Source organism: Pseudomonas putida, from assembly GCF_016406145.1.
Lineage (GTDB): Bacteria > Pseudomonadota > Gammaproteobacteria > Pseudomonadales > Pseudomonadaceae > Aquipseudomonas > Aquipseudomonas putida_E.
This window is the reverse complement of the sequence record NZ_CP066306.1, coordinates 4,041,436-4,065,877: the sequence shown is the minus strand read 5'-3', so window position 1 is coordinate 4,065,877 and position 24,442 is coordinate 4,041,436. Positions and strand designations below refer to the sequence as shown.

General features: G+C 62.6%; 22 protein-coding genes and 2 pseudogenes. 18 read left to right on the top strand and 6 right to left on the bottom strand.

What is annotated here, in order from left to right:
* The 14 genes from JET17_RS18540 to JET17_RS18475 all read left to right on the top strand — a co-directional run bounded on the left by JET17_RS18540 (window position 1) and on the right by JET17_RS18475 (window position 11,047).
* Window positions 1-765, top strand: coding sequence for a heme ABC transporter permease (locus JET17_RS18540; RefSeq protein ID WP_012315483.1), 765 nt, complete (start codon window positions 1-3; stop codon window positions 763-765).
* Window positions 765-941, top strand: coding sequence for a heme exporter protein CcmD (gene ccmD, locus JET17_RS18535; RefSeq protein ID WP_012315482.1), 177 nt, complete (start codon window positions 765-767; stop codon window positions 939-941). Before JET17_RS18540 ends, ccmD begins: the two co-directional genes overlap by 1 nt.
* On the top strand, window positions 938-1,393 hold the full coding sequence (gene ccmE, locus JET17_RS18530) for a cytochrome c maturation protein CcmE (protein ID WP_012315481.1): 456 nt from the start codon (window positions 938-940) through the stop codon (window positions 1,391-1,393). The genes ccmD and ccmE overlap by 4 nt, the downstream gene beginning before the upstream one ends.
* An 11-nt stretch (window positions 1,394-1,404) precedes the next feature.
* Window positions 1,405-3,378 (top strand): heme lyase CcmF/NrfE family subunit, encoded by a 1,974-nt coding sequence (locus JET17_RS18525; RefSeq protein WP_190273341.1) that lies wholly within the window; start codon window positions 1,405-1,407, stop codon window positions 3,376-3,378.
* Window positions 3,375-3,911, top strand: a complete 537-nt coding sequence (locus JET17_RS18520; RefSeq protein WP_012315479.1) for a DsbE family thiol:disulfide interchange protein — start codon at window positions 3,375-3,377, stop codon at window positions 3,909-3,911. Before JET17_RS18525 ends, JET17_RS18520 begins: the two co-directional genes overlap by 4 nt.
* Window positions 3,908-4,384: a cytochrome c-type biogenesis protein gene (locus JET17_RS18515; RefSeq protein ID WP_012315478.1), complete on the top strand. Its 477-nt coding sequence runs from the start codon at window positions 3,908-3,910 to the stop codon at window positions 4,382-4,384. The genes JET17_RS18520 and JET17_RS18515 overlap by 4 nt, the downstream gene beginning before the upstream one ends.
* A complete protein-coding gene (gene ccmI, locus JET17_RS18510; protein ID WP_012315477.1) occupies window positions 4,377-5,567 on the top strand; it encodes a c-type cytochrome biogenesis protein CcmI in 1,191 nt (396 codons plus the stop codon). The genes JET17_RS18515 and ccmI overlap by 8 nt, the downstream gene beginning before the upstream one ends.
* Window positions 5,568-5,579: 12 nt before the next feature.
* A complete protein-coding gene (locus JET17_RS18505; RefSeq protein WP_012315476.1) occupies window positions 5,580-5,999 on the top strand; it encodes a hypothetical protein in 420 nt (139 codons plus the stop codon).
* Window positions 6,000-6,151: 152 nt separating this feature from the next.
* Window positions 6,152-7,090: a 2-hydroxyacid dehydrogenase gene (locus tag JET17_RS18500; RefSeq protein WP_012315475.1), complete on the top strand. Its 939-nt coding sequence runs from the start codon at window positions 6,152-6,154 to the stop codon at window positions 7,088-7,090.
* A 51-nt stretch (window positions 7,091-7,141) separates the two neighbouring features.
* Window positions 7,142-7,930: a PhzF family phenazine biosynthesis protein gene (locus JET17_RS18495; protein ID WP_012315474.1), complete on the top strand. Its 789-nt coding sequence runs from the start codon at window positions 7,142-7,144 to the stop codon at window positions 7,928-7,930.
* Window positions 7,931-8,107: 177 nt separating this feature from the next.
* Window positions 8,108-8,515, top strand: a complete 408-nt coding sequence (locus tag JET17_RS18490; RefSeq protein WP_012315473.1) for a GFA family protein — start codon at window positions 8,108-8,110, stop codon at window positions 8,513-8,515.
* A 72-nt stretch (window positions 8,516-8,587) separates the two neighbouring features.
* On the top strand, window positions 8,588-8,926 hold the full coding sequence (locus tag JET17_RS18485) for an FKBP-type peptidyl-prolyl cis-trans isomerase (protein ID WP_012315472.1): 339 nt from the start codon (window positions 8,588-8,590) through the stop codon (window positions 8,924-8,926).
* 219 nt (window positions 8,927-9,145) lie between these two features.
* Entirely contained in the window at window positions 9,146-9,808 is a 663-nt protein-coding gene (locus JET17_RS18480; protein WP_012315471.1) for a hypothetical protein, read from the top strand.
* 45 nt (window positions 9,809-9,853) lie between these two features.
* Complete coding sequence (locus JET17_RS18475) at window positions 9,854-11,047, top strand: D-amino acid dehydrogenase (RefSeq protein ID WP_012315470.1); 1,194 nt, start codon at window positions 9,854-9,856, stop codon at window positions 11,045-11,047.
* Window positions 11,048-11,208: 161 nt separating this feature from the next.
* On the opposite strand, the gene JET17_RS18470 is transcribed toward JET17_RS18475, so the two are convergent.
* From JET17_RS18470 to JET17_RS18460, 3 genes are all read right to left on the bottom strand, one after another.
* The gene (locus tag JET17_RS18470; RefSeq protein ID WP_012315469.1) at window positions 11,209-11,937 is read right to left on the bottom strand and encodes an aspartate/glutamate racemase family protein; all 729 of its coding nucleotides are present in this window, start codon (window positions 11,935-11,937) and stop codon (window positions 11,209-11,211) included.
* Window positions 11,938-11,953: 16 nt separating this feature from the next.
* The gene (locus JET17_RS18465; protein ID WP_012315468.1) at window positions 11,954-13,486 is read right to left on the bottom strand and encodes an NCS1 family nucleobase:cation symporter-1; all 1,533 of its coding nucleotides are present in this window, start codon (window positions 13,484-13,486) and stop codon (window positions 11,954-11,956) included.
* Between the two features lie 450 nt (window positions 13,487-13,936).
* Window positions 13,937-14,374 carry an Lrp/AsnC family transcriptional regulator gene (locus tag JET17_RS18460; protein ID WP_012315467.1) on the bottom strand — a complete coding sequence of 146 codons (438 nt, stop codon included), beginning with the start codon at window positions 14,372-14,374 and terminating at the stop codon, window positions 13,937-13,939.
* 132 nt (window positions 14,375-14,506) lie between these two features.
* Here JET17_RS18460 and JET17_RS18455 point away from each other — a divergent pair, with 132 nt between their 5' ends.
* Window positions 14,507-15,403, top strand: a complete 897-nt coding sequence (locus JET17_RS18455) for a DMT family transporter (RefSeq protein WP_012315466.1) — start codon at window positions 14,507-14,509, stop codon at window positions 15,401-15,403.
* 156 nt (window positions 15,404-15,559) lie between these two features.
* The gene (locus JET17_RS18450; protein ID WP_085984882.1) at window positions 15,560-16,495 is read left to right on the top strand and encodes a class I SAM-dependent methyltransferase; all 936 of its coding nucleotides are present in this window, start codon (window positions 15,560-15,562) and stop codon (window positions 16,493-16,495) included.
* A gap of 57 nt (window positions 16,496-16,552) precedes the next feature.
* Here the strand turns inward: JET17_RS18450 and JET17_RS18445 are convergent, their stop codons facing one another.
* Window positions 16,553-17,551, bottom strand: coding sequence for a sulfate ABC transporter substrate-binding protein (locus JET17_RS18445; protein WP_012315464.1), 999 nt, complete (start codon window positions 17,549-17,551; stop codon window positions 16,553-16,555).
* 184 nt (window positions 17,552-17,735) lie between these two features.
* Between JET17_RS18445 and JET17_RS18440 the strand changes: the two genes are divergently transcribed.
* Window positions 17,736-22,223 carry an NEL-type E3 ubiquitin ligase domain-containing protein gene (locus JET17_RS18440; RefSeq protein ID WP_012315463.1) on the top strand — a complete coding sequence of 1,496 codons (4,488 nt, stop codon included), beginning with the start codon at window positions 17,736-17,738 and terminating at the stop codon, window positions 22,221-22,223.
* Here JET17_RS18440 and JET17_RS18435 read toward each other — a convergent pair.
* A complete protein-coding gene (locus JET17_RS18435; protein WP_012315462.1) occupies window positions 22,196-23,020 on the bottom strand; it encodes an ion transporter in 825 nt (274 codons plus the stop codon). The two genes, JET17_RS18440 and JET17_RS18435, sit on opposite strands and share 28 nt — an antisense overlap.
* 305 nt (window positions 23,021-23,325) lie before the next feature.
* Window positions 23,326-23,682 (bottom strand): annotated as a pseudogene (locus JET17_RS18430) (urea transporter); the annotation flags it as partial.
* 107 nt (window positions 23,683-23,789) lie between these two features.
* On the opposite strand from JET17_RS18430, the pseudogene JET17_RS27360 reads away from it, so the two are divergent.
* A pseudogene (locus tag JET17_RS27360) lies at window positions 23,790-24,083 on the top strand (RHS repeat-associated core domain-containing protein); the annotation flags it as partial.
* Between the last annotated feature and the right edge of the window lie 359 nt (window positions 24,084-24,442).

Here is a 24,442-nt window from a genome sequence, read left to right as displayed (position 1 = left end):
ATGAAAATTAGCTGGACGTGGTTCCACAAGCTTGGCTCCCCAAAATGGTTCTATGCCATCAGCGGCCGCATGCTGCCGTGGCTGACCGTATCGGCCATCCTGCTGCTGGTGACGGGGGTGATCTGGGGCCTGGCCTTTGCCCCCCAGGACTACCAGCAGGGCAACAGTTTCCGCATCATCTATATCCACGTGCCGGCGGCGATGCTCGCACAGTCGTGTTACGTGTTGCTGGCGGTGGCCGGTGTGGTGGGGCTCGTATGGAAGATGAAGCTGGCGGATGTCGCCCTGCAGTGCGCAGCGCCAATAGGCGCCTGGATGACAGCCGTGGCGCTGGTTACCGGGGCCATCTGGGGCAAGCCGACCTGGGGCAGCTGGTGGGTCTGGGATGCGCGGCTCACGTCGATGCTGATTCTGCTGTTCCTGTACTTCGGCATCATCGCCCTGGGCCAGGCAATCAGTAACCGTGACAGCGCAGCCAAGGCCTGCGCGGTACTGGCCATCGTCGGGGTGATCAATATCCCGATCATCAAGTATTCGGTGGAATGGTGGAACACGTTGCATCAGGGCGCCACCTTCACTCTGACCGAAAAACCGGCCATGCCCGCCGAGATGTGGCTGCCGCTGCTGTGCACGGTGCTGGGCTTCTACTGCTTCTTCGGCGCCGTGCTGTTGCTGCGCATGCGCCTTGAAGTACTCAAGCGCGAAGCGCGCGCCAGTTGGGTCAGGGAAGAAGTATTGAACAGCTTGGGCCGGAGGGCCGCGTGATGAGCTTTTCTTCATTCGGCGATTTCCTCGCCATGGGCCACCATGGCCTGTATGTCTGGTCGGCCTACGCCATCTGCATGGTAGTGCTGGCGGTCAATGTCGCCGCGCCATTGCTGGCCCGCCGTCGCTATCTGCAAGAAGAGGCGCGCCGTCTGCGCCGGGAGAACAACCAGTGAATCCGCAGCGCAAGAAACGCCTGTTCCTGATACTCGGCCTGCTGGCCGGGGTGGCGGTTGCCGTTGGCTTTGCCCTGAGCGCCTTGCAACAGAACATCAACCTGTTCTACACACCGACGCAGATCGCCAATGGCGAGGCACCACTGGACACCCGGATCCGCGCCGGCGGCATGGTCGAGAAGGGCTCGCTGCAGCGCTCGGGCGACTCCCTTGATGTACGTTTCGTGGTCACCGACTTCAACAAGTCGGTGCCAATCACCTACCGCGGCATCCTCCCCGATCTGTTCCGCGAAGGGCAGGGCATAGTCGCGCTGGGCAAGCTCAATGCCGAGGGTGTGGTGGTCGCCGATGAAGTGCTGGCCAAACACGATGAGAAATACATGCCGCCAGAAGTCACCAAGGCCCTGAAGGAAAGCGGCCAAGCCGCCAGCGGCGCGGAGGCCAAACCATGAATGCGGCGTTGGTGATCCCTGAACTTGGCCAATTGGCTATGATCCTGGCGATCTGTTTCGCCGTTGTGCAGGCGACCCTGCCGTTGCTCGGCGCCTGGCGCGGCGACAGTCTGTGGATGAGCCTGGCACGCCCGGCGGCCTGGGGCCAATTTGCCTTCCTGGCCTTTGCCTTCGCTTGCCTGACCCACGCCTTCATGACCGACAACTTCTCGGTTGCGTACGTGGCCAGCAACTCCAACAGCGCCTTGCCCTGGTACTACAAGTTCAGTGCCGTGTGGGGCGCGCATGAAGGCTCGTTGCTGCTGTGGGCGCTGATTCTCGGTGGCTGGACCTTCGCCGTGTCGGTCTTCTCGCGCCAGTTGCCGCAAGTGATGCTGGCGCGGGTGCTGGCGGTGATGGGCATGATCAGTGTGGGCTTCCTGAGCTTTTTGATCATCACCTCCAACCCGTTCCAACGTTTGCTGCCGCAAGTGCCGACCGATGGCCGTGACCTCAACCCGCTGCTGCAGGACTTTGGCCTGATCGTTCACCCGCCGATGCTATACATGGGCTATGTGGGCTTTTCGGTGGCCTTCGCCTTCGCCATCGCTGCGCTGCTGGGCGGGCGCCTGGATGCAGCGTGGGCGCGCTGGTCGCGGCCCTGGACCATCATTGCCTGGGCGTTCCTCGGCGTGGGCATCACCTTGGGCTCCTGGTGGGCCTATTACGAACTGGGCTGGGGCGGCTGGTGGTTCTGGGACCCGGTGGAAAACGCCTCTTTCATGCCCTGGCTGGTAGGCACGGCACTGATCCACTCGCTGGCGGTGACGGAAAAACGTGGCGTGTTCAAGAGCTGGACTGTGCTGCTGGCGATTGCCGCGTTCTCGCTTAGCCTGCTGGGGACGTTCCTTGTGCGCTCCGGCGTGCTGACCTCGGTGCATGCGTTCGCCTCCGACCCGTCACGTGGCGTGTTCATCCTGATCTTCCTGCTGTTCGTGGTCGGTGGTTCGCTGACCCTGTTCGCCCTGCGTGCCCCGGTGGTCAAAAGCCAGGTGGGCTTTTCCCTGTGGTCGCGCGAAACGCTGCTGCTGGCCAACAACCTGGTGCTGGTGGTGGCGGCTTCGATGATCCTGCTCGGCACCCTCTACCCGTTGGTACTCGATGCCCTGACCGGGGCCAAGCTGTCGGTAGGCCCGCCATATTTCGATGCCTTGTTCCTGCCGCTGATGGCACTGCTGATGGTGGTGCTCGGCATCGGTGTGGTGGTGCGCTGGAAGGACACTCCTGGCAAGTGGCTGGCGAGCATGATGACGCCGGTACTGATCGCGAGCGCAGTGCTGGCGCCAGTGGCCGGTTTCATCGTCGACGACTTCGACTGGCCGACCCTGACCGCCTTTGCACTGGCTGCCTGGGTGGTGCTCAGCGGGTTGCGCGACATTTTTGACAAAACCCGCCACAAGGGCTTGGCCAAAGGCGTGCGTGGCCTGACGCGCAGCTACTGGGGCATGCAGCTGGCGCACTTGGGGCTTGCGGTGTGCGCCCTTGGCGTGGTGCTGTCGAGCAACAACAGTGCCGAGCGTGACCTGCGCCTGGCCCCGGGTGAAAGCGTGGAGCTGGGTGGTTATCAGTTCCTGTTCCAAGGCGCCAAGCACTTCGAAGGGCCGAACTTCATTTCCGACAAGGGCACCGTCGTCGTCAGCCGCGATGGCCGTGAAGTGACCACGTTGCACCCCGAGAAGCGGCTCTATACGGTGCAGCAGTCGATGATGACCGAGGCCGGCATCGATGCCGGTTTCACCCGCGACCTGTACGTTGCCTTGGGCGAGCCGCTGGACAACGGCGCCTGGGCCGTGCGCGTGCACATCAAGCCTTACGTCCGCTGGATCTGGCTGGGCGGTCTTTTGACCGGCCTGGGCGGTTTGCTGGCGGCCCTCGACCGACGCTACCGCGTCAAGGTCAAGACCCGGGTGCGTGATGTCCTGGGCGTGTCTGGAGCAGCTGCATGAAGCGTTGGATCATGGTGGTGCCACTGGCGGTATTCCTGCTGTTGGCCGTTTTCCTCTACAAGGGCCTGTTCCTCAAGCCCGACGAGCTGCCCTCGGCAATGATCGGTAAGCCGTTCCCGGCGTTTTCCCTGGCCTCGACCCAAGGCGATCGCACCCTGACCCAGGCCGACCTGCAAGGCCGCCCGGCGTTGGTCAACGTATGGGCCACCTGGTGCCCGTCGTGCAAGGTCGAGCACCCTTACCTCAACCAGCTTGCCGGGCAGGGCGTGGTGATCTACGGCATCAACTACAAGGACGACAATGCTGCCGCCTTGAAGTGGCTGGCCGAGTTCCACAACCCGTACCAGCTGGATATTCGTGACGAGCAGGGTAGCCTGGGCCTGGACCTGGGCGTTTACGGCGCGCCGGAAACCTTCCTGATCGACGCCAAGGGCATCATCCGCTACAAGCATGTGGGCGTCGTCGATGCCACCGTGTGGCGCGAGCAACTGGCACCGCTGTATCAGGGCCTGGTCGACGAGGCCAAGCCATGAGGCGCTGGCTTGCGGCCGTAGTACTGGGTTTGTGTGTGGCCGGCATGGCCAGGGCGGCCATCGATACCTACCAGTTCCGCGACGACGCCGAGCGTGAGCGTTATCAGCAACTGACCAAGGAACTGCGCTGCCCCAAGTGCCAGAACCAGGACATCGCCGACTCCAACGCACCGATTGCCGCCGACTTGCGGCGCGAGATTTTCCGCATGCTTGGCGAAGGCAAGAGCAATCAGCAGATCGTCGACTTCATGGTCGACCGCTATGGCGACTTTGTGCGCTACAAGCCAGCCCTCACTGGGCGTACCTGGCTGCTCTGGTTCGGCCCGGGCATTCTGCTGGTCGGTGGCTTTGCGGTGCTGGTGGTGATTGTCCGCCGGCGCCGTGTGCCGGCTAGCCTGGGCTCGCACGAGCTGTCCGTCGAAGAACGCGAACGTCTCGCCAAACTGCTGGAAAAAGAACAGAACCATGACTGAATTCTGGCTTGGTGCGGGCCTGCTGCTGCTCGCCGCCCTCAGCTTTCTGCTGATCCCGACCCTGCGTGGCCGTCGCCAGCAGCAGGAAGAAGACCGTACTGCGCTGAACGTGGCGCTGTATCAGGAACGTGTCGCCGAACTGGCTGCCCAACAGGCCGCCGGTGTGCTGGATGACGCGCAACTGGCCAACGGCCGCGATGAGGCCGCCCGTGAACTGCTGGCGGACACCGAAGGCGCCGAAGCGCCTCGCCAGGGGCACCTGGGCAAGGTGCTGCCACTGCTGGCCGCAGTACTGGTGCCGGTGATGGCGCTTGGTCTGTATCTGCACTTTGGTGCTGCGGACAAAGTGGAGCTGACTCAGGAGTTCGCTGCCGCGCCCAAGTCGATGGAAGAGATGACAACGCGCCTGGAGCGCGCCGTCCAGGCCCAGCCGGACTCTGCCGAAGGCCTGTATTTCCTTGGCCGCGCCTACATGGCCGAACAGCGTCCGGCAGATGCCGCCAAGGCCTACGAGCGCGCCGTGGCCCTGGCCGGTCGCCAGCCGGAACTGTTGGGCCAGTGGGCCCAGGCCCTGTATTTCGCTGCCAACAAGCAGTGGAACGCACAGGTGCAGGCGCTGACCGACGAGGCGCTCAAGGCCGACCCGAATGAAGTGACCAGCCTTGGCCTGCGCGGCATTGCGGCCTTCGAAGGCGAGCGCTACCAGGAAGCCATCGACTACTGGAATCGCCTGCTGGCGCAACTGCCTGAAGGCGACACCTCGCGCGCGGCCTTGCAAGGCGGCATCGACCGTGCTGCAGAGCGCCTGGGCGGCAGCACCGGCAAGCCTGCGACCCCGGTGACAGCACGCCTGAAGGTGCGGGTCGAGCTGGCCCCGGCGCTCAAGGACAAGGTCAAGCCCGACGACACTGTGTTCATCTTCGCCCGTGCTACCAACGGCCCGCCCATGCCGCTGGCGGCCAAACGGGTGACCGTGGCCCAATTGCCGCTGGAGGTAGAATTGTCTGACGCCGATGCGATGATGCCGCAGATGAAACTGTCCGACTTTGCCGAAGTCCAACTGGTTGCAAGGGTATCGCGCGCTGGCCAGCCCACCCATGGTGAGTGGATCGGCCAAGGCGCACCGCTGCCCAGCAAGACCCAGGCCACCCAGCTCCTGACCATCGACAGCCCCGATCCGTAAGAGAACCCTGCCATGCGAAACGCCGTCCGCCTGACCCTGATCACCCTGGCCCTGGGTTTGTCTGCGTGTACGGTGCGCGAACCTTACGAACAGCCGGCCCCACCGATCGAAACGGTGCCGCCGCACAAGGGGCCGGTGGTCAAGCCACTGCCTGGCGGCCAGCCGTCCACGCAGCCGAGCAAACCGGCGGCGGCCCCCAAACCGATGCCGCGCACGTCCGCAAGCTTTGCACCACCACCAGGGGGCGCCAGCCATTGGGACCCGAAACTGGGTGTTTATGTGTTGGAGAAGAAGCCCAATACGTTCTATCGGCAGCGCACCTACTACCGCTATGACAATGGCTGGAGCTGGTCTCTGAGCCCGGATGGCCCGTGGCAGGAGACCGACAGCAGTGGTGTACCCGGCGGGCTGGGTCGGGCTTTCGCTCAGTAATTGTTTTGTCTTTTCTGGCCCTGTGGTCGGCAAGCCGGCAACAGGGCCGGTTGAGCCAACCGATACAGTACAGTTGACCCGCGATTTACAGATTGACTGTACCGCCCGCCGACTCCGCATAATGCCCCTTCGAATTTGAGCCGGAGGGGTGCATGAGCAAGACAGTCCTGGTGTTGGTGGAAACCGTCGATGATTACCTGCACCTGCTCGAACAGGCCGGCTACCGGCTGATCCGCGCACCTTCCGCGCCACTGCGTGCCGATGCCATCCAGCGCCATGGCACTGAAATCGATGCGGTGCTTACCCGCGGCCCGCTGGGCCTGACCGCTGCTGAAATCCAAGCGTTGCCCAGCTTGCAGATCATCTGCGTGATCGGCGCCGGTTACGAACACGTCGACCTGGCCGCCGCCGCTGCCCGTGGCATTACCGTCACCAATGGCGCGGGTGCCAATGCCGCCGCCGTGGCCGACCACACCTTGGCGATGCTGCTGGCGCTGCTGCGCGACATTCCCCGCGCCGATGCCGGTATCCGCCGAGGCGAGTGGAACCGGGTCATCAGCCCCTCGGTAAGTGGCAAGCGCCTCGGCATCCTCGGCCTGGGTGCGGTTGGGCTGGCTATCGCCAGGCGTGCCAGCCTCGGCTTCGACATGAACATCAGCTACCACAGCCGCACACCGCGCCAGGACGTGCCTTACACCTGGTACGACAGCCCGTTGCACCTGGCCGATGCCGTCGACATTCTGGTTGTGGCGACCCCGGGTGGCGCCAGTACGCACCATCTGGTCGATGCTCAGGTGCTCGAGGCTTTGGGCCCCGAGGGCTACCTGGTGAACATCGCCCGTGCCAGCGTGGTGGATACCAAGGCCCTGGTCGGCGCGCTGCAGCGCGGGCAACTTGCAGGTGCAGCACTTGATGTGTTCGATGACGAACCGGCCGTGCCCGATGCGCTGAAGGCCCTCGGCAATACGGTGCTCACCCCGCATGTAGCCGGTCAATCCCCTGAAGCGGCGCGCGACACGGTGGCCTTGGTCCTGCGCAATCTACAGGCCTTCTTTGCCGGCGAACCGGTACTCACACCAGTCCATCCGTAACGTTCGTTTTCGATTCCGCCCGGCGCTGCCCGGGCCACAAGGAGTGTTCGTATGCAACTCGAGATCTTTCAGGTCGATGCCTTTTCCGCCGAACCGTTCGGTGGCAACCCGGCAGCAGTTATTGCGCTTGAAAGTTGGCTGCCTGATGACGTGCTGCAACGTATCGCCGAAGAGAACAACCTCTCCGAAACCGCCTATTTCGTGCGCAATGGCGAAACCTTCGACCTGCGCTGGTTCACCCCGGCGGTTGAGGTCGACCTGTGCGGCCATGCCACCTTGGCGTCGGCCTATGTGCTGTTCGAGCAGTTAGGCGAGCAGGTAGAAGTACTGCGCTTCAACACCCGCAGCGGTGAATTGCGGGTTAGCCGAGGCGCTGACGGCTTGCTGGCCATGGACTTCCCGGCCAAGCAGCCAGTGGCCGTCGAGGCGCCCGCAGGTTTGCTGAAGGCGCTGGGGTTGAGCTGGGCGAGTGCGGTGTATCAGTCCGACGACTATGTAGTGATGATCGATGACGCGTCGCTTTTGGACCCGCTGCAGCCTGACTTCGTCGCCTTGTCGGCCTTCGATGTGCGTGGTATCGCCGTGACCGCTCCCGGGCGCGGATACGATTTCGTCACACGCTGGTTCGGCCCGCGAGTCGGTGTCAACGAAGACCCGGTCACAGGTTCTGCGCACACATCGCTTGCGCCGTTGTGGGCGCAGCGGTTGGGCAAGAGCATCCTGACCTGCGAGCAGGGCGGCGCGCGCAAGGGCCAGCTGCACTGTGAGGTGCCAGGCAATGGCCGAGTGATCATCAGCGGGCGGGCGGCGTTGTACCTGCGCGGTACTGCCTACATCTAGAAGTTTGTGTAGTCCACTGTAGGAGCGGCCTTGTGCCGCGATCAGGCCGCAACGCGGTCTCTCGAGTTACGCAATCATCATTAAACCAGGGGGCTGCTTTGCAGCCCATCGCGACACAAGGCCGCTCCTACCTGGCATCTATAATTGCTGGCCCAATCCTCGCAAATGGAGCACCCCATGGTCATGGAGAAACAAGGCGCTTGCCTGTGCGGCGCCACGAAGCTCACGGTCACCCTCGATAACACCCATGTCAGTGCCTGCCATTGCAGCATGTGCCGCAAGTGGACCGGTGGGCCGTTGCTGGTCGTGCACTGCAGCCAGCCGCCGGTCATCGAAGGGCGTTCGCCCGGCGTCTACGATTCATCCGACTGGGCCCAGCGCGGCTTTTGCGGGCGCTGCGGCACTCACCTGTATTACCGGCTCAAGGCCAACGATTTCTACGCAGTGCCAGTCGGCCTGCTGGACGGCGATGAGGCTTGGGATTTCGACCTGCAGATCTTCGTCGAGCAGAAACCTGCCTGGTACTGCTTTGCCAACCAGACTACCGAGCTGACGGGCCAGCAAGCGTTCGAGCAATTGGGTTAAGGGCACCTGCTTGCCAAACCCGTGCATTCCTGAGAAAAGAGCGGCCTTGAATTTCAGCGTTGGAGCATGGCCATGAGCAGCGAACTGCAAATCACCGACCTCGTCGAAGGCGACGGCAAGGCGGCCGTCAAAGGCGCCCTGATCACCACCCAGTACACCGGCTGGCTGGCCGATGGCAGCGAGTTCGACTCGTCCTGGTCGCGTGGCAAACCGTTCCAGTGCGTGATCGGCACGGGCCGCGTGATCAAGGGCTGGGACCAGGGCCTGATGGGCATGCGCGTGGGGGGCAAACGCAAGCTGCAAGTGCCTGCGCACCTGGGTTATGGAGAGCGCAGCGTAGGCGCGATCCCGCCAAATTCGGATCTGACGTTCGAGATCGAATTACTCGAAGTGTTGACGCGGGATGATTGAGGGCGGGGGACTGGTATCTAAGGGCAGGCATTAAACAATTCGGCAACACCTTTGCTTTAACATCAGCCCTGCCCAGGGAGGAACCAAACGCGTTGAGGGCACTCTGAACCCTACTCGTTGGCCAAGGATGGCATTCACTACAGGGTTGCCCTGCGGCTTGGGCCCCCGGGCAATGTGGCGAGTTGACCTGAAACTGCCTGCCACAAGAGTCATGCCTACATGAAGTTGCCACCGTTTCTTCGCCGTCGTCGCCTCCTGCTGCTGAGCCTCGCACTCGTCGCTGCGGCGGTGCCCTTGGCACTGGAAGTGGTCGAAAGCCGCGCGCAACCGGTCGACGGCACCCAGACCCTGGTGTTCCTGCGCCATGCCGAAAAACCCGGCGAAGGCTTGGGGCAGTTGAACTGTCAAGGCCTCAACCGTGCACTGGACCTGGCCACACTGCTGCCCGAGCGCTTCGGCAACGCCGATTTCGTCTTCGCAGCCAACCCGACACGAGAGGTCGAGGAAGGCAGCAGTGATCAGAGTTACAGCTACATCCGGCCACTGATGACCATCACCCCGAGTGCCATACGTCTGGGCCTGCCGGTGAATATCGATTACGGTGCGAACGACACCGATGAGCTCGCCGATGAATTGCTCAGCGGCAAGTACCGCAACGCCACCGTCTACACTGCCTGGTCCCATGGTTACCTGCCGGAGCTGATCAATACTGTCGCCGGCAAGGCGCTGGGTGAGGACCGGGTGATCACCGAAGACTGGCAGGGCGATGACTTCGACACCCTGTATGTTCTGACCTTGACCTGGCGCGACGGCAAGGCCAGCCTGCTCAGCCGCAACGTACGCCAGGGCCTGGATGGCGGTGCGCATAGCTGCCCGACCTGATCCGCTGTTACTGTCTTGGCAAGGAAGCTGAACCAGGGGTAATGCATGAAGCGGGACGTGACGGTCATTGGCGGTGGGGTGATCGGCCTGGCGACAGCCTATGCGCTGGTCCGTGAGGGCCTTTCGGTAGACCTCGTCGAGGCGCGTGACAGCCTGGCCTCTGCCACCAGTTTTGCCAACGGCGGGCAGCTGTCTTACCGCTACGTGGCGCCCTTGGCTGATGCCGGCGTGCCTTGGCAGGCGCTGGGCTGGATGCTGCAGGGCGATTCGCCGTTGCGTTTGCGGCTGCGCCTGGACCTGGCACAGTGGCGCTGGTTGATGGCGTTCATGCTGGCTTGCCGCAGCAACGTCAACCGCCGCAACGGTGCACAGCTGCTGGAGCTGGCCCTGCACAGTCAGGCCACCCTGGCGCGCTGGCGCGAGGACGATGGGCTGGCTGATTTTGCCTGGCGGCGCAACGGCAAAGTGGTTGCTTTTCGCAGTGAGTGGGCCTTCGCCCATGGGCGGGGCCACCTGCTCGACCCGGTCAATCAACAGGTACTCGATGGGGGCGAGCTGAGGGCGCTTGAGCCGGCATTGGCCGAGGCAGCGTTCATTGGCGGGGTACTGACGCCCGATGAGGAGGTTGCCGACTGCCACCGTTTCTGTGAACGCCTGGCCGAGCGCTTGCGTGCCTCCGGGCAGTGCCGTTTTCTGCTGGGCAGGACAGTGACGCGGTTGCACATGCATCAGGATCAGGTCGTGGCGCTGCAAGTGGGGGACGAGCAGGTCGATGTACAGCGCCTGGTGCTGTGCGCCGGTCATCGCAGTGCGGCGTTGGCGCTGCCGGGTTTGAAACTGCCGGTCTATCCGCTCAAAGGCTACAGCCTGACGGCGCCAATCGGCTCGACGCATCGTGCGCCTGAGGTCAGCATTACCGATTACGAGCGCAAGATCGTTTATGCGCGCCTTGACCGGCAACTGCGGGTGGCGGCGATGGTGGATATCGTCGGCTACGACGAATCGGTGGATGCGCGCCGGCTCCAAAGCATGCACCGGCTGGCGCTCGATACGTTGCCCAATGCGGCGGATTATACGCAGGCGGTGGAGTGGGCGGGTATGCGGCCGGCGACGCCTACAGGGGTGCCGATCATTGGCGGTACTGCTTACCGGAACCTATGGCTGAACCTGGGGCATGGGGCCTTGGGGTTCACCCTGGCCTGTGGCAGTGCGCAGCGCTTGGCCCGGATGATTGGGTGACTGGGCTGGCCCTATCGCCGGCAAGCCGGCTCCTACACAGTGGACTGCCCCAAGAAACTGGATTGGTGTCCAACTTCCTGGGGCAGTCCACAGGTGCAGCACCACCGAACCCTGTGGGAGCCGGCTTGCCGGCGATAGGGCCGGTGAAGACACCTGAGGCTTTACCGCCCGAACCGCATCGGCCAGCCCACCACTTTCTTCGCCCGCGGGGTGGCATAGGTGCGCACCTTGGACGTGCTCAGCCCCATCCGCACCAACGACTCGGCAATGGTCACCGCCGCGCTCACGCCATCGACCACCGGTACCCCGGTGCGCTGGCGAATCTGCTCGTCCAGCCCTGCCATGCCGCCACAGCCCAGGCAGATCACCTCGGCCTTGTCATCGCGCACCGCCCGTTCGGCCTGTTCGACGATGGCCTGGACTGCGCGCTGCGGGTCTGCCTCCAGTTCCAGCACCGCCAGGCCACTGGCGCGCACCGAGGCGCAGCGGTCGTACAGCCCGGAGAGCTTCAGGCGGTCTTCGATCAGTGGCACGGTACGGTCCAGGGTGGTAACCACTGAGTAGGCGTGGCCCAGGTACATCGCAGTGCTGGCGGCGGCGTCGGTGATGTCCACCACCGGTACGTTCAGCAGTTCCTGCAGACCTTCGCGGCCATGTTCGCCGTAACCTGCCTGGATCACGGCATCGTACGGGCCCTCGTAGGCCAGCACGCGGTCCATCACGGCGATGGCGGCCAGGTAGCTCTCGAAATTGCCCTCCACCGACTCGGCACCGAACCATGGAGTGAGGCCGATGATCTGCGTGCCGGGCGAGGCCACGCTGCGGGCCTGCTCGGCGATGGCCTCGGTGATGGCTTCGGTGGTGTTGACGTTGGCGATCAGAATACGCATGAACACTGCTCCTTGATCAGTGGCTGCTATGGTCGACGGCGATGCATTCGCCGCTGACATCAGCGTATTGGCGGTTGCGCGGGGCGATCAGCAGGTACAGCGCGGCGGCGATACCGGCACCGATCAGCCAGGAAAACGGCGCGATGGCATGGAAGTTGGGCACCAGCGCCAGGACGATGGCCAGCAGCGCGGCCGGCAGGAACGCGGCGACCGCACGCAGGTTGATGCCCTTGCTGTAGTGGTAGGCCCCGGCCGGGTGTTCGCTGTACAGCTCCGGCACGTTGATGCAGCCTTTGCGCAGCAGCCAGTAGTCGGCCATGATCACCCCGTACAGTGGGCCCAGCAGGGCGCCCAGGCCGGACAGGAAGTAGACGATCACCAGCGGGCTGTTGTAGAGGTTCCATGGCAGGATCAACACGGCCAGGGTGGCGCTGATCAACCCCGCGCGGCGAAAGTTCAGGTGCCGCGGCGCCAGGTTGCTCAGCACGAAGGCCGGGGCGACGAAGTTGGCCATGATGTTCACCGCCACGGTGACGATCAGGAAGGCCAGGCAACCGAGGACCAGGAAGGCAGTGTTGGGGATGCTGGCAACGATCTGGGTCGGGCTGTCGATTATCTGGCCGTTGATCTGGAACTGTGCGCCGCACAGCACCACGGTGATCATTGCGAAGACCAGGATGTTCACCGGCAGGCCCCAGAAGTTGCCTACGCGGATGGTCTTGCGGCACGGCGAGGAGCGGGCGAAGTCGCAGAAGTTGAGCACCAGTGTGCCGTAGATCGCCAACCACAGCGCGCCGCCGGCGAAGATGTTGCGCCACATCTCGTAACCGGTCAGCGGCTCGGCCACCGACCAGGCGATGCGCGCATCGGCCTTGAAGTACATGAACACCGCCAGGCTGGCCACGGTCAGCAAGATCACCGGGCCGGCGAATGCCTCGTAGCGGCGCACCATCTCCATGCCGTACGCCAGGATCACCAACTGCACCAGCCAGATCGCCACGAAGCACACCCAGCCCAGGCTCGACAGGCCGAGGATGCTGTCTTGGTCATGGCTGGCGAGTTGCGGCCACACGGCGGTGAGCAGCACCCTCAGCACCACAGACGCCAGATAGGTCTGGATGCCGAACCAGGCGATGGCAATCACTGCACGGATCAGCGCAGGGATCTGCGCGCCATGGATGCCGAAGGCGATGCGGCTGATCACCGGGAACGGCACGCCGGTCTTCTGCCCCATGTAGCCGGACAGGTTCATGAAGAAGTACACCAGCGCGGCGCCGATCGCCAATGACAAGAGTATCTGCCAGCCGCCCAGGCCCAGGGCGAACAAGCCCATGGCGAAGGAGTAGTTGGCAATGTTGTGCACATCGTTGGTCCACAGCGCGAAGATGCTGTAGCGCCCCCAGCGGCGGCCCTCTATGCGCGTCGGGGCAAGGTCGCGGTTATGCAGGCGCGGGCTCAGTTCAAGTTGTGGCGCATGGCCGGCCAGCGAGGAAGAGGGGTTGGTGCTGGCGACGGATAGTTCAGGGGCAAGGTCGAGGCTGGTACTCATTCCGGCAGGCTCCTGATGCACATGGACTGCGATGAGCGGGCATGCGCACGGGCTCGCCATCTCGTCAGTGCAGCGTTGGCATCACTGGGTTCTGGGCGCGGCGGCCGGGTAGGGGCGGCGTCGCGGGTTCTTGTGTATTTATGTTTTGTTTAACTTGTATACAAAACACGAACACACAAAAGCGAGTTCCATGCCAGGCGAAAACCGTACATGAAGTTGCCACTGTTTTGAAACTACCTATGTGACAGCTAACTAGATGAATTGAAGGAAATATAAGTTGACCAATTGAACAGATTTAATTTTTTATTCAGATAATTAGTTGATCATTTGGTCAGATTTAGTTGTGAAAAGCATGTAACGTATTGGGGCATTGCTAGCACTTATGCACACAAAAATGGCACCTAAGGTGACATTCGTGTGTACAGAGGCGGGTCAGGTTTTCCAGCCGCCTTAGTCCATAGGCGGCAAGCGCCGCTTTACCGGGCTCTTCTTGATGATCGCCGTGTTGGTGTCAGCTAGCACATTGATACGGTCAAGCAGGGCGTCGAGCTGCTCCATCGACCGCACATGCAGTCGAGCAATAAAGCAATCCTCGCCCGTTACCTTGTCGCACTCGGTGAACTCTGGAATCGCGACAATCTGCCGTTCTACCTCCTGCAACTGCCCCGGTAGCGGACGAATGCGCACGATGGCTTGCAATTGGTAACCAAAGCTGCGCGCATCTACATCCACGGTGTAACCCCGCAGCACGCCGCGCTCTTCCAGACGGCGCAGGCGCTCGCTGACGCTGGGGGCGGAAAGCCCAGTGATCTGCGCCAGCGCTTTCAGTGAGCGGCGGGAATCCTCCATCAGGGCGTTGATCAGGAGCTGGTCGATGGCATCGGTCATATGCGCCTCATAAGGGTAATCAGGGTTTTTGCCTTGATAGTAAAGGCTGATTTGCCATATTGCCTTAGTTATCAGCTGGATGGTCAACCATCAGCCTCTGCATACTGTCGTCATCGTCAAGGGAGGTGTTAGATGGACAGTTCGTTGCGCCGTGGCTCGCTGGAAATGGTCGCTGCCATGCTGATTTCCGGAACCATCGGCTGGTTCGTGCTGGTGTCCGGGCAGTCGGTGCTGGACGTGGTGTTCTGGCGTTGCGTGTTCGGTACTGGCACGTTGTTGGTGATCTGCGCGGCGTTCGGGTTCCTCAAGCCCGGTGTGATCACCCGCACGGCCTTCCTCTTGGCAATTGCCAGCGGCGTGGCCATCGTCGGCAACTGGGTGTTGCTGTTCGCTTCCTATTCGCGGGCGTCGATTGCCATCGGCACAGCGGTGTACAACGTCCAGCCGTTCCTGCTGGTGGGGCTAGCGGCAGTGTTTCTGGGCGAGAAGATCACTGTGGCCAAGGTCACCTGGCTGAGCGTGGCGTTCCTTGGCATGCTGGCCATCGTCAGCGCCCATGGCACAGGGCAGGGCAGCGGTGAAGAGTACCTGATGGGCATTGCGCTGGCGCTGGGGGCGGCGTTTCTGTATGCCACTGCCGCGTTGATCATCAAGCGCCTGAACGGCACGCCGCCGCACCTCATTGCCTTGATCCAGGTAGCGACCGGCGTAATGCTGCTGGCGCCGTGGGTCAAGCTGGGTGGGTTGCCTGGCGAGCCTTCGGCGTTGGCCAGCCTGGTGACCTTGGGCATGGTGCACACGGGGCTGATGTACGTGCTGCTGTACAGCGCCATCCAGCGCCTGCCCACGGCATTGACCGGTGCCCTTTCATTCATCTACCCGATTGCCGCGATCCTGGTCGACTGGGTGGCCTTCGGGCACCGCCTGGCGCCGCTGCAATGGCTCGGTGTCGCGCTGATCTTGCTGGCGGCGGCGGGCATGCAGCAAGGGTGGTGGTTCCGTTCGGCGCCGATCATTGCCAAAGGCTAGTGAGGACGCTGTATGACCTATCGTCGGCAAGCCGGTTGCCACAGATGAAGTGCAGCCTTCAGGAACGGCGCGGTAGTGGGCGCCGGCTTGCCGGCGATAGGGCGCGCAGCGGCCTCGCGGGGTAGAATGCTCTCTTTTATCTGCTTGCGACCCGCCATGACTTCGCCGATCCACACCCTCGAACAGCATCTGCTCACCGCCCTCGACCCCGCCCCGCAGGAAACTCGCCGCCTGTTCCATGGCCGCGGCCGTTGCTGGCCGGGGCTGGAGCAGGTCACCGTCGACTGGCTGCAGGGCGTGCTGTCGGTAGCGTTGTTCCGTGAGCCACCCGAAGGCCAGCTGGCAGAACTAGAGGCCATGCTGCGTCACTTCGCCGAGCGTCCACAGTGGGCCGGCCAAGCGATCCTCATCCAGCATCGTTATCTGCCGGACAGCCCGGGGCAGTGGCTGTGGGGCGAGCCGTGCCAGCAGCGCGAAGTGATCGAAGATGGCCTGACCTACCTGCTGGACCTTGGCGTGCGGCAGAACAACGGCCTGTTTCTCGACATGCGCTACGGCCGACGCTGGGTGCGTGAGCAGGCGGCGGGCAAGCGCGTGCTGAACCTGTTCGCCTACACCTGCGGCTTTTCGGTCGCGGCCATCGCCGGCGGCGCTGAGCAGGTGGTCAACCTGGACATGGCCAAGTCGGCGCTTTCACGTGGCCGAGACAACCACCGGCTCAATGGCCACGACGCGTCGCGAGTGGCGTACCTGGGGCATGAGCTGTTCAAGTCGTGGGGCAAGGTGCGCAAGTACGGACCCTACGATTTGATCATCATCGACCCGCCCACCTTCCAGAAAGGCAGTTTCGTGCTGACCCAGGATTACGCGAAGATCTTGCGGCGCTTGCCAGAGTTGCTGACCGAGGGTGGGACTGTGCTGGCGTGCGTGAATGATCCGGCGATCGGGCCGGAGTTTCTGATCGAGGGCATGGCTGAGCAGGCCCCGGCGTTGGCTTTTTTCGAGCGCTTGGACAACCCGCCGGAGTTTCCGGATGCCGATCCGGCGGGGGGGTTGAAGGCCTTGGTATTTCGCGGTAAGTCACCGGCCTGATGCTCTGGGACAGATTCACTGAGCGTCATGATGGCGCCCAGTGAGGGCAGAGCTCAATTACTGGCCGGTATAGATCTGGTCAAACACCCCACCATCGTTGAAGTGGGTCTTCTGCACGGTGCGCCAGTCACCGAAGGTTTTCTCCACCGACAGGAAGTCGACCTTCGGGAAGCGGTCGGTGTACTTGGCCAGTACGGTTGCATCACGTGGACGCAGGTAGTTCTGTGCCGCGATTTCCTGGGCTGCCGGCGACCATAGGTACTTGAGGTACTCCTCGGCCACGGCCTGGGTGCCCTTCTTCGCTACCACTTTGTCGACCACACTCACCGGTGGTTCGGCCTCGGCCGACACGCTCGGGTAGACCACTTCGAACTGGTCGCGGCCGAATTCGCGGGCGATCATTTCGGCTTCGTTCTCGAAGGTCACCAGCACATCGCCGATCTGGTTGGTCATGAAAGTCGTAGTCGCGGCACGGCCACCAGTATCGAGTACCGGTGCCTGCTTGAACAGCTTGCCGACGAAGTCCTTGGCCTTGTTTTCGTCACCACCTTGCTTGAGCACATAGCCCCAGGCCGACAGGTAGGTGTAGCGGCCGTTACCCGAGGTCTTCGGGTTGGGCACGATTACCTGCACGCCGTCCTTGAGCAGGTCGGGCCAGTCTTTCAGTGCCTTGGGGTTGCCCTTGCGCACGATGAACACAGTGGCTGAGGTGAACGGGGCGCTGTTGTTGGGCAGGCGTGTAACCCAATTGTCCGGCACCAGCTTGCCGATATCGGCCAGCGCATTGATGTCGGTGGCCATGTTCATGGTGATGACGTCGGCCGGCAGGCCGTCGATCACTGCACGCGCCTGCTTGCTCGAGCCACCGAAGGACATCTGCACATGGACCTTCTCGTTGTGCTCGGCTTCCCAGTGCTTCTGGAAGGCCGGGTTGTAGTCTTTGTAGAAGTCACGCATCACGTCGTAGGACACATTCAACAGGGTCGGGGCGGCGTGGGCCAAGTTGCCCAGCGCCAGGCCAGCAGCCAGCAGCGAGGCGGTGAATAGCTTTTTCACGAAGCATTCCTTGTTATGGTTCAGAGGGTTGGCAGTGTGCCAGTGACTATAGCCGTTCGCTTCGCGGCGATTAAAGACCGAATGGCTCTTTGCTTATGCGCGCGCCCAGGCGGGTGTTAGGTATCTAACCACTTTCAGCCATGGGCCATACCTAAGCTCGCGCCTCCCGAAGGAGGAGCGAGCCATGACTTACCAAACCGACCAGCAGCCCGATGGAATTGCCCTGGAACAGGCCTTCCAGGATCAATTGATTGCCGCACGCCTGCCACAGTGGCTGCGAGCAGCCCGCGCCGAACATTTGCCGGGCCTGAGTGAAGCGTTGCGCCAGAGCCTGGCCTTGCGTCAGCAACTCAGTGCAGTGCTTGCACGCCTGGAAGGTATCGACAGCTTCGCGAAAAGCCGTCTGGAGCAGGCCTTGGAAGGGCCCGATGGCGAGCCTTTCAACGTGCATCTCTGGTCCTTCATTGCCGGCCACCGTGAACCGGTGATCAACGCACAGCCTGTGGGCGTGCACCTTACCGAACTGGTGTATGACGACATGCCACTGCTGGAAGCCGCGCTGCGCAATTTCACTAAAGATCAAGCCGAGGAGGGCGGCCAGCCGCGGGGTAACCGGCTGACCAGTGCGCGTAAAGGCGCTGCCAAACCACCGTCGGCCGTGGCGTTTGCCAGGCTGTGTCGCAGCCTTGACCTGGGCGGTCAATATCAGGCTCACCTCAACAGCGTGCTGCTGGCGCCGACGGCCCAGGGCGCAAGCGTCGCGATGCTGTTGGGTGACGCCCAACGCCAGAAAATGCTGGTGGAGGCCTACAAGGCCAGGCATAGGGGTGTACTCGACGACGACGAACTGCAGATGATTGTGGGGTTATGCCGCGACGGCACGCCGCCGCGCCTGCAAGGCGATCCGGTGATGGCCAGGCAACTGAGCCTGGTGGGCTGTACCCTGGAGCAGATAGTGCTGCTGGACGTCATCGATGAGGGTTGGGTTCGCAACACCACCCGGCGTTTGCTGGCGTACGTGCCGGATGATCCCCATGGGCCGTGGTGTGTGTCCAGCAGCCTGCGGCATCTGGCCAATGACCTGGGGCGGCGGCTACGTACGCGTGACTATCAGCGGTTCTTCAGCCGCTTCGTGCGGCGTCGGGACAGCCAGGCATTTTTCTCTGTGATCATCCCGGCTTACGCTGATCTGGCGGATTGGGCCAACTACGACCTCGATGAGCACATGCAGGCCCTGCGCCTGCCATTGTTCGAAACCCTGGGCACGGCGCGTATCGCGCAGATCAAGGATGACGCGGCGATGATCGCCGCCCCAGTCGCCAGCATCGACCGGGCCGTGCAGCAGGCGCACGACCAACGCCTGGCCGCAGAGGGCTGGGCGCTGCTGAACCTGGCTGGCCTGTTCATTCCGGTGATCGGCACAGGTTTGCTGGCATTCACTGCATGGGGCTTGCTCAAGGAGGTGTTCCATGGCGTCGAGGCCTGGCATGAAGGCGACACCAGCGCGGCGCTCAATCACTTGACCCATGTCGCTACCGACCTTGCCGTGATGGGCGCCACTGCTGTCGGTGTGGGGGTGGCACTGCGTACCTGGCGGCGGTCGCAGAGGGTGGACAGCTTGCTGCCTGAGCAACTGGAAGACGGTAGTACCCGGCTGTGCCGTCCGGCATTGGCCGATTACCGCAGCGTGCCACCCCTGCAGGCGCAAGTGGATGAAGAGGGCGTGCATCGGCTCGATGGCCGCGCCTGGGTCGAGATGGATGGCCACTGCTACCCCGTGGTGCAGCATGGCGCACAGGGTGAGTGGCAACTACGCCCGCGTGACGGGTATGGCCCGCAGCTGCGCCACAACGGTGCGGGGGCGTGGCGCCTGTGGTTCGAGCAGCCGGCGCAGTGGGACGACCGCTATGGTTTGTTTCGCCGGCTTGGTGGACGCCTGCATGAGTTGGATGATGAACGGATCGAGCAGATTCTGATGATCCACGACCTGCACGCCGATCACCTGCGCGCCCTGCATGTCGAGGGCCAGGCCCCCGACGCTGTGCTGCTCGACAGCGCCGAACGCTTTTTGCTGGACCGGCGTATCAGCGTACTGATCGAGCGTCTGCGCGCCGGGCAGCCGTTGGGCGACGCTGCACTCTTGCAGCTAGCACGCGCATTGCCTGGTGGCCAGGGGCTGGGCGATCAGGCGTTGGCCGAGCTGGCCGCCGCTCGCCGTCGGTTGCTCTTCCAGCAGGCCTACGCCGCTACCCAGCCTCCATCGAGTGCAGAAACCGCAGTACTGCGTCGAGTCTTTCCAAGCCTGCACGAATCTGCGGCACGCGCTTTGTGGCGCACTGCTCACTTGGCAGACCGCGAGCGACTGGTCGACAGCGGGCGCGTGGCGTTGAGGCTTGCTGAGGCGGCGCGAGTGCATGTCCGGCGGATTCGTCAGGTCAGGGTGTTCGAAGCGTTCTACCTGGAGGTGGAGCAGCAGCTGGACCTTGCCCGGGTGGCGCTTGCCATGCTCAGGCACTTGCCAGCGGGTGGTGGCGTGCGCTGGGCCTTGTTCGATGGCGATGCCGGTGCCCCCTTGCTGGTCACCGGGGAAGGCGGCCCTGAATGTGCGATCCGCCATGAAGATGGCCAGTTTCGCCGCCTGGATGGCGCAGGCCAGCCGCTGGGCCAGGCTGGCGAGCTGTTCGAGGTCATGGCCTCTGCCTATGACGACCACCTGCGCGATACGTTGGGGGTCGGCGAGCCATTCGCCCACAACTTGCGCGTACTGCTCAGCCGCCAGGCCGTAGCGCATCGCGCCGAGGTCACTCAGCTGTTGGGTGAACAACCCTCGCGCGGCTGGTTTCGCCTGCCGCAGCGCCAGCTCGATGGTCGTCTGGGCTACCCGTTGAGCGGGCGGCGTGGAAGGCCTCCACAAGGGTTGTTTGCCTCAGTCCGCAATTTGTATCCAGGCTTCTCCGACGAGCAGATACTGGCCTGGATTGAAGGCCTGCGCACCTCAGGCAGCGATGTCCATGGGGAAATCACCCGCCTGGGCAACGAGCTTGCGGCGTTGCGCGAACGGCTGCAGCAGTGGGAGCGTCAGGCAACATCAAGGGGCCTGCGAGAAGAGCGCCGTTATTTCCGGCGTTGCCTGATCGACTGCTGGCAGCGGCGTATCACTGCGGGGGTGAACGATATCCAGGCGCCGCAGAGTTTCCGCTTTGCCATGTTCGCTGCCATGCCCGGCCAGTTACCTGAGCTGCCCACCCAAGTCAGGTTTTCCCATATTTTTGAACTGGCGTTGCTGGGGATGCAGCTAGAGGATATTCCTGTGGCATTCCTGGGCGCTTTTCCAGAGCTTCGCATCCTTGAGCTCAGTGGCAATCGCCTGAGCCGAGTGCCGGCGGCGATCGCGCAGATGCCCAGCCTGAACGAGCTGGACCTGTTCAACAACCGCATCGTGCTCGACCCGGAACAGGCGGGCATCCTGGCCCATTGCGAGTCCCTGGAGTACCTCAACCTGTCGTTCAACCCATTGGGTCGCGGTTTTTCTCTGCGCGCGCTGCCTCGGCTGCGACGGCTGTATTTGCGCAATACCGGCCAGACGGAGTTGCCGCCCGGGGTACTGCGTTGCCCCGACCTGCTGCAAGCCGACTTGCGCGACAACCGTATCGCCACATTGCCTGCAAGCTACTATCGGGCACCGGTATGGAGCCGGCGCATGCTCATGCTCTGGGGCAACCCGTTGAACGATCACGACCTTGAGGGCCTGCAGGCGTCGATGCCACACCTGGAAATGGAAGCGCAACCGGGGACCACTCTCTTGCGTCAGCGTTGGCTGGACAGCGCCAACGTGCTGGCACGTGACGAATTGTCGGCGTGCTGGGAGGCGCTGGAGATGGAGCCCGGTGGCGACGACTTCTTCCGGTTGCTGGGCCGCTTGCTGGACACCGCAGAGTTCAGGCAGAACGGCGAAGCACTGGCGGAGCGGGTGTTCATCATGCTGCAGGCCATGCAGGAGCACGCCAGCCTGCGAGAGATGTTGTTCCATCAGATCAACCAGCAACTCACTTGCCAGGACAGCGTGGCGTTGTGTTTCAGCAACCTGGAACTGAGCATGCTGGTCTGGCGTGCGCGTATCGAGGCCGGGAGTGGCGATCAGCAGGGTGCCTTGCTCCACCTGGGCCGACAACTCTGGCGGTTGGATGAGGTCGATCGCATCGTTGTGGAAGACATTCAAGCTCGCCGAGCCGCAGGCGCCGATCCGGATGAGATCGAAGTTGGCCTGGCCTATCGCGTGGCATTGCGTGACGCACTCGATCTGCCCGCCCAACCTGGCAGTATGCTGTTTACCGCAGTGGCCGGAGTGGGGCCTGAACGCGTTGAGGCGGCGCGAGCGCGGGTGCAGGCAAACGAGACAGATGAGCAGATTGCCGTTTCGCTGGCTCAGCGCGAATTCTGGCAGGAGCATCTGCAACGCACGCAGGCAGCACGCCTGGAGGCGGCCGATGCGCCATTCCACGCGCGCATGCAAGCATTGCTGGAGAGCGCCGAATCGGTACCCGAGGCCGAATACCTGGCCAGGGTCGGGGTAGTCCACGCCGAGCGCCAGGCAGCGCGCAGCGATGTGCTGGTGGCGCTGACACGCGAGGCGCTGGCGCAGGATCAGTCGCGCTTGCCGAACAGTGCCTGACCACAGCGCGAGCAGAATGCCGCGTCGTGGCCATGCGTGCCCTTGTGGCAGTTTGGGCAGTCATGCCGCAACTGTTCGCCACGCATGGCATTGGCCAGCTCGGCAGTGAAGATCCCGGTGGGCACGGCAATGATCGAGTAACCAGTGATCATCACCAGCGAAGACAGCACCTGCCCCAGCGGTGTTTTCGGCACAATATCGCCAAAGCCCACGGTCGTGAGCGTGACAATGGCCCAGTAGATGCCTTTGGGGATGCTGGTAAAACCGTGCTCCGGCCCCTCGATCACATACATCAAGGTGCCGAACACAGTGACCAGTGTCGACACGCTGAGCAGAAACACGATGATCTTCTGCTTGCTGCCGCGCAGTGCCGCCATCAGGTAATTGGCTTGGTTCAGGTACTGGCCGAGCTTGAGCACCCGGAAAATCCGCAGCATGCGGATTACCCGGATGATCAGCAGGTACTGCGCGTCGCTGTAGTACAGGGCGATGATCCCCGGCACGATCGCCAGCAGGTCGACCAGGCCGTAGAAGCTGAAGGCGTAGCGCATGGGCTTGGGCGAGCAGTAAAGGCGCGTGATGTACTCGGCGAGAAAGATCGCGGTGAAGCCCCACTCGATACCCGCCAACAGGCCTGCGTAGTTCTGGTGAATCTCGTCGATGCTGTCGAGGATCACCGTGACCAGGCTGGCCAGGATGATCAGCAGGAGGGTCTTGTCGAAGCGCCGGCCGGCGACGGTGTCGGTCTGGAAGACGATGACATAGAGCCGTTCGCGCAGGGATTGGGAGCTGGACATGCGAGGCCTCTTGCGATGGTGTGAGCATCAAGCCTAGAGGGTCTGCGTAAGTACATGCAATCTGAAGAAGAACTGAGCCAGCCTGGTAGAACTGCCAGGTGCGATTTTCGGGAGCGCGATGCAACATCAAGCACTCGTGCTGCTCAGCTTGGAGGTAGGGATGGACGTTGGAGTGAGTCGGGTTCGAAGGTTACCCGAAACTTTTGCATTTTCGGTCTATGGCTCATTGCATAGCGGAGCAAGGAGCAACCGATTGGGTTACAACGGCCAGCTACTTGATGGCGTAGTGCAAGGATATTTCCTGGGGAATGGGCGGCGGCTGTACGGCCCGGTTCTGATGCGTTTTTGCCCAGATGCATCAGCCAGCAGGTTGCGACAAAGGGGGAGGTCAAGCCGGGTACAGGCAGCAGCTTGAACACCGGTTGGAGCAGCAGGGCCAAGGCGATTGCCAACAACGTGACCCAAGGCTTTTCACCCTGTCGGCTGAACGCTAGGGCTGCCAGTGCGGCATTGAAGCCGAACAAGCCCAGCCATGCAGCATGCGCCTGGTCAACGAGCAGCGCCACACCGCCGCCAATGGCTGAACCGAGCACAGCCCACATCGCTGCATAGGGGTTGGCAATGAACATCCCGACAATGATCAGCAACCCGGCCAAGGGCTGGTAGTGACCGGCCCTGCAACAGGCTGAACTGGCAAAAGTGCTAGTTTCAGGCATGTGAGTGTTGGTCGCAGAATGGCGTCAGGCATGGGCGAGTGTGTGAGACGGTAATGAAAAGAGTAAATGAGCTACGGGACTTGGCATGGCGGGCGCTGTCATACACTGCTTATGGCTATTCGCAAAAAGGGCCGGGCGCTGCGTTGGGGTTCAACGGCGAGTTGAAGGACGAGGTACTGCAGGGCTATGCACTGGGCAATGGGCATCGGTTCTATTGCCCTGCACTTATGCGTTTTTTCAGCCCGGATGTGTTGAGCCCGTTCGGTAAGGGTGGGGTTAACACTTATTCCTATTGCCAAGGTGATCCGGTCAATCGTTCAGACCCGACTGGTGGAGCAGGCATTTTGAAACGCTGGCCGGGGCGGGTAAGGCAAGTGGCCGTGTTCACCCCTGTACAACCGATCAATGATCGAGTTTCCCCGGAGCTTAAAAAAGGTCCCGGCAAGTATCAGCTTGCGAGCACTGTTTCGAAGAAATTCGTGGAAATTAGCGATTCTGGCATTACCGGAGGCTTCAGTGCTGGGCCTGTGAAGGGGCGTCCAATAGGGAAATCGGTAGGTGTACAGTCACAAGGGCCAACTATCGATGAGCTTGGAGAGTATTGGAAAGACCATTGGCACAGGGAACACAGGCCGGGCACACAGCCAATGAGTCTGAGCCAGATGACTCCCAACCATCAGCGGGCCCAGAGCACTCAGATCGGCGA

What these genes read in the sequence shown, in the direction of transcription:
- JET17_RS18500 (WP_012315475.1), top strand. Translation starts at nt 6,152, where the DNA reads ATGAGCAAGACAGTCCTGGTGTTGGTGGAAACCGTCGATGATTACCTG.
- JET17_RS18495 (WP_012315474.1), top strand. Translation starts at nt 7,142, where the DNA reads ATGCAACTCGAGATCTTTCAGGTCGATGCCTTTTCCGCCGAACCGTTC.
- JET17_RS18455 (WP_012315466.1), top strand. Translation starts at nt 14,507, where the DNA reads ATGGACAGTTCGTTGCGCCGTGGCTCGCTGGAAATGGTCGCTGCCATG.
- JET17_RS18515 (WP_012315478.1), top strand. Translation starts at nt 3,908, where the DNA reads ATGAGGCGCTGGCTTGCGGCCGTAGTACTGGGTTTGTGTGTGGCCGGC.
- JET17_RS18470 (WP_012315469.1), bottom strand. Translation starts at nt 11,937, where the DNA reads ATGCGTATTCTGATCGCCAACGTCAACACCACCGAAGCCATCACCGAG.
- JET17_RS18480 (WP_012315471.1), top strand. Translation starts at nt 9,146, where the DNA reads ATGAAGTTGCCACCGTTTCTTCGCCGTCGTCGCCTCCTGCTGCTGAGC.
- JET17_RS18440 (WP_012315463.1), top strand. Translation starts at nt 17,736, where the DNA reads ATGACTTACCAAACCGACCAGCAGCCCGATGGAATTGCCCTGGAACAG.
- JET17_RS18540 (WP_012315483.1), top strand. Translation starts at nt 1, where the DNA reads ATGAAAATTAGCTGGACGTGGTTCCACAAGCTTGGCTCCCCAAAATGG.
- ccmD (WP_012315482.1), top strand. Translation starts at nt 765, where the DNA reads ATGAGCTTTTCTTCATTCGGCGATTTCCTCGCCATGGGCCACCATGGC.
- JET17_RS18435 (WP_012315462.1), bottom strand. Translation starts at nt 23,020, where the DNA reads ATGTCCAGCTCCCAATCCCTGCGCGAACGGCTCTATGTCATCGTCTTC.
- ccmI (WP_012315477.1), top strand. Translation starts at nt 4,377, where the DNA reads ATGACTGAATTCTGGCTTGGTGCGGGCCTGCTGCTGCTCGCCGCCCTC.
- JET17_RS18490 (WP_012315473.1), top strand. Translation starts at nt 8,108, where the DNA reads ATGGTCATGGAGAAACAAGGCGCTTGCCTGTGCGGCGCCACGAAGCTC.
- JET17_RS18485 (WP_012315472.1), top strand. Translation starts at nt 8,588, where the DNA reads ATGAGCAGCGAACTGCAAATCACCGACCTCGTCGAAGGCGACGGCAAG.
- JET17_RS18460 (WP_012315467.1), bottom strand. Translation starts at nt 14,374, where the DNA reads ATGACCGATGCCATCGACCAGCTCCTGATCAACGCCCTGATGGAGGAT.
- JET17_RS18505 (WP_012315476.1), top strand. Translation starts at nt 5,580, where the DNA reads ATGCGAAACGCCGTCCGCCTGACCCTGATCACCCTGGCCCTGGGTTTG.
- JET17_RS18450 (WP_085984882.1), top strand. Translation starts at nt 15,560, where the DNA reads ATGACTTCGCCGATCCACACCCTCGAACAGCATCTGCTCACCGCCCTC.
- JET17_RS18520 (WP_012315479.1), top strand. Translation starts at nt 3,375, where the DNA reads ATGAAGCGTTGGATCATGGTGGTGCCACTGGCGGTATTCCTGCTGTTG.
- JET17_RS18465 (WP_012315468.1), bottom strand. Translation starts at nt 13,486, where the DNA reads ATGAGTACCAGCCTCGACCTTGCCCCTGAACTATCCGTCGCCAGCACC.
- JET17_RS18475 (WP_012315470.1), top strand. Translation starts at nt 9,854, where the DNA reads ATGAAGCGGGACGTGACGGTCATTGGCGGTGGGGTGATCGGCCTGGCG.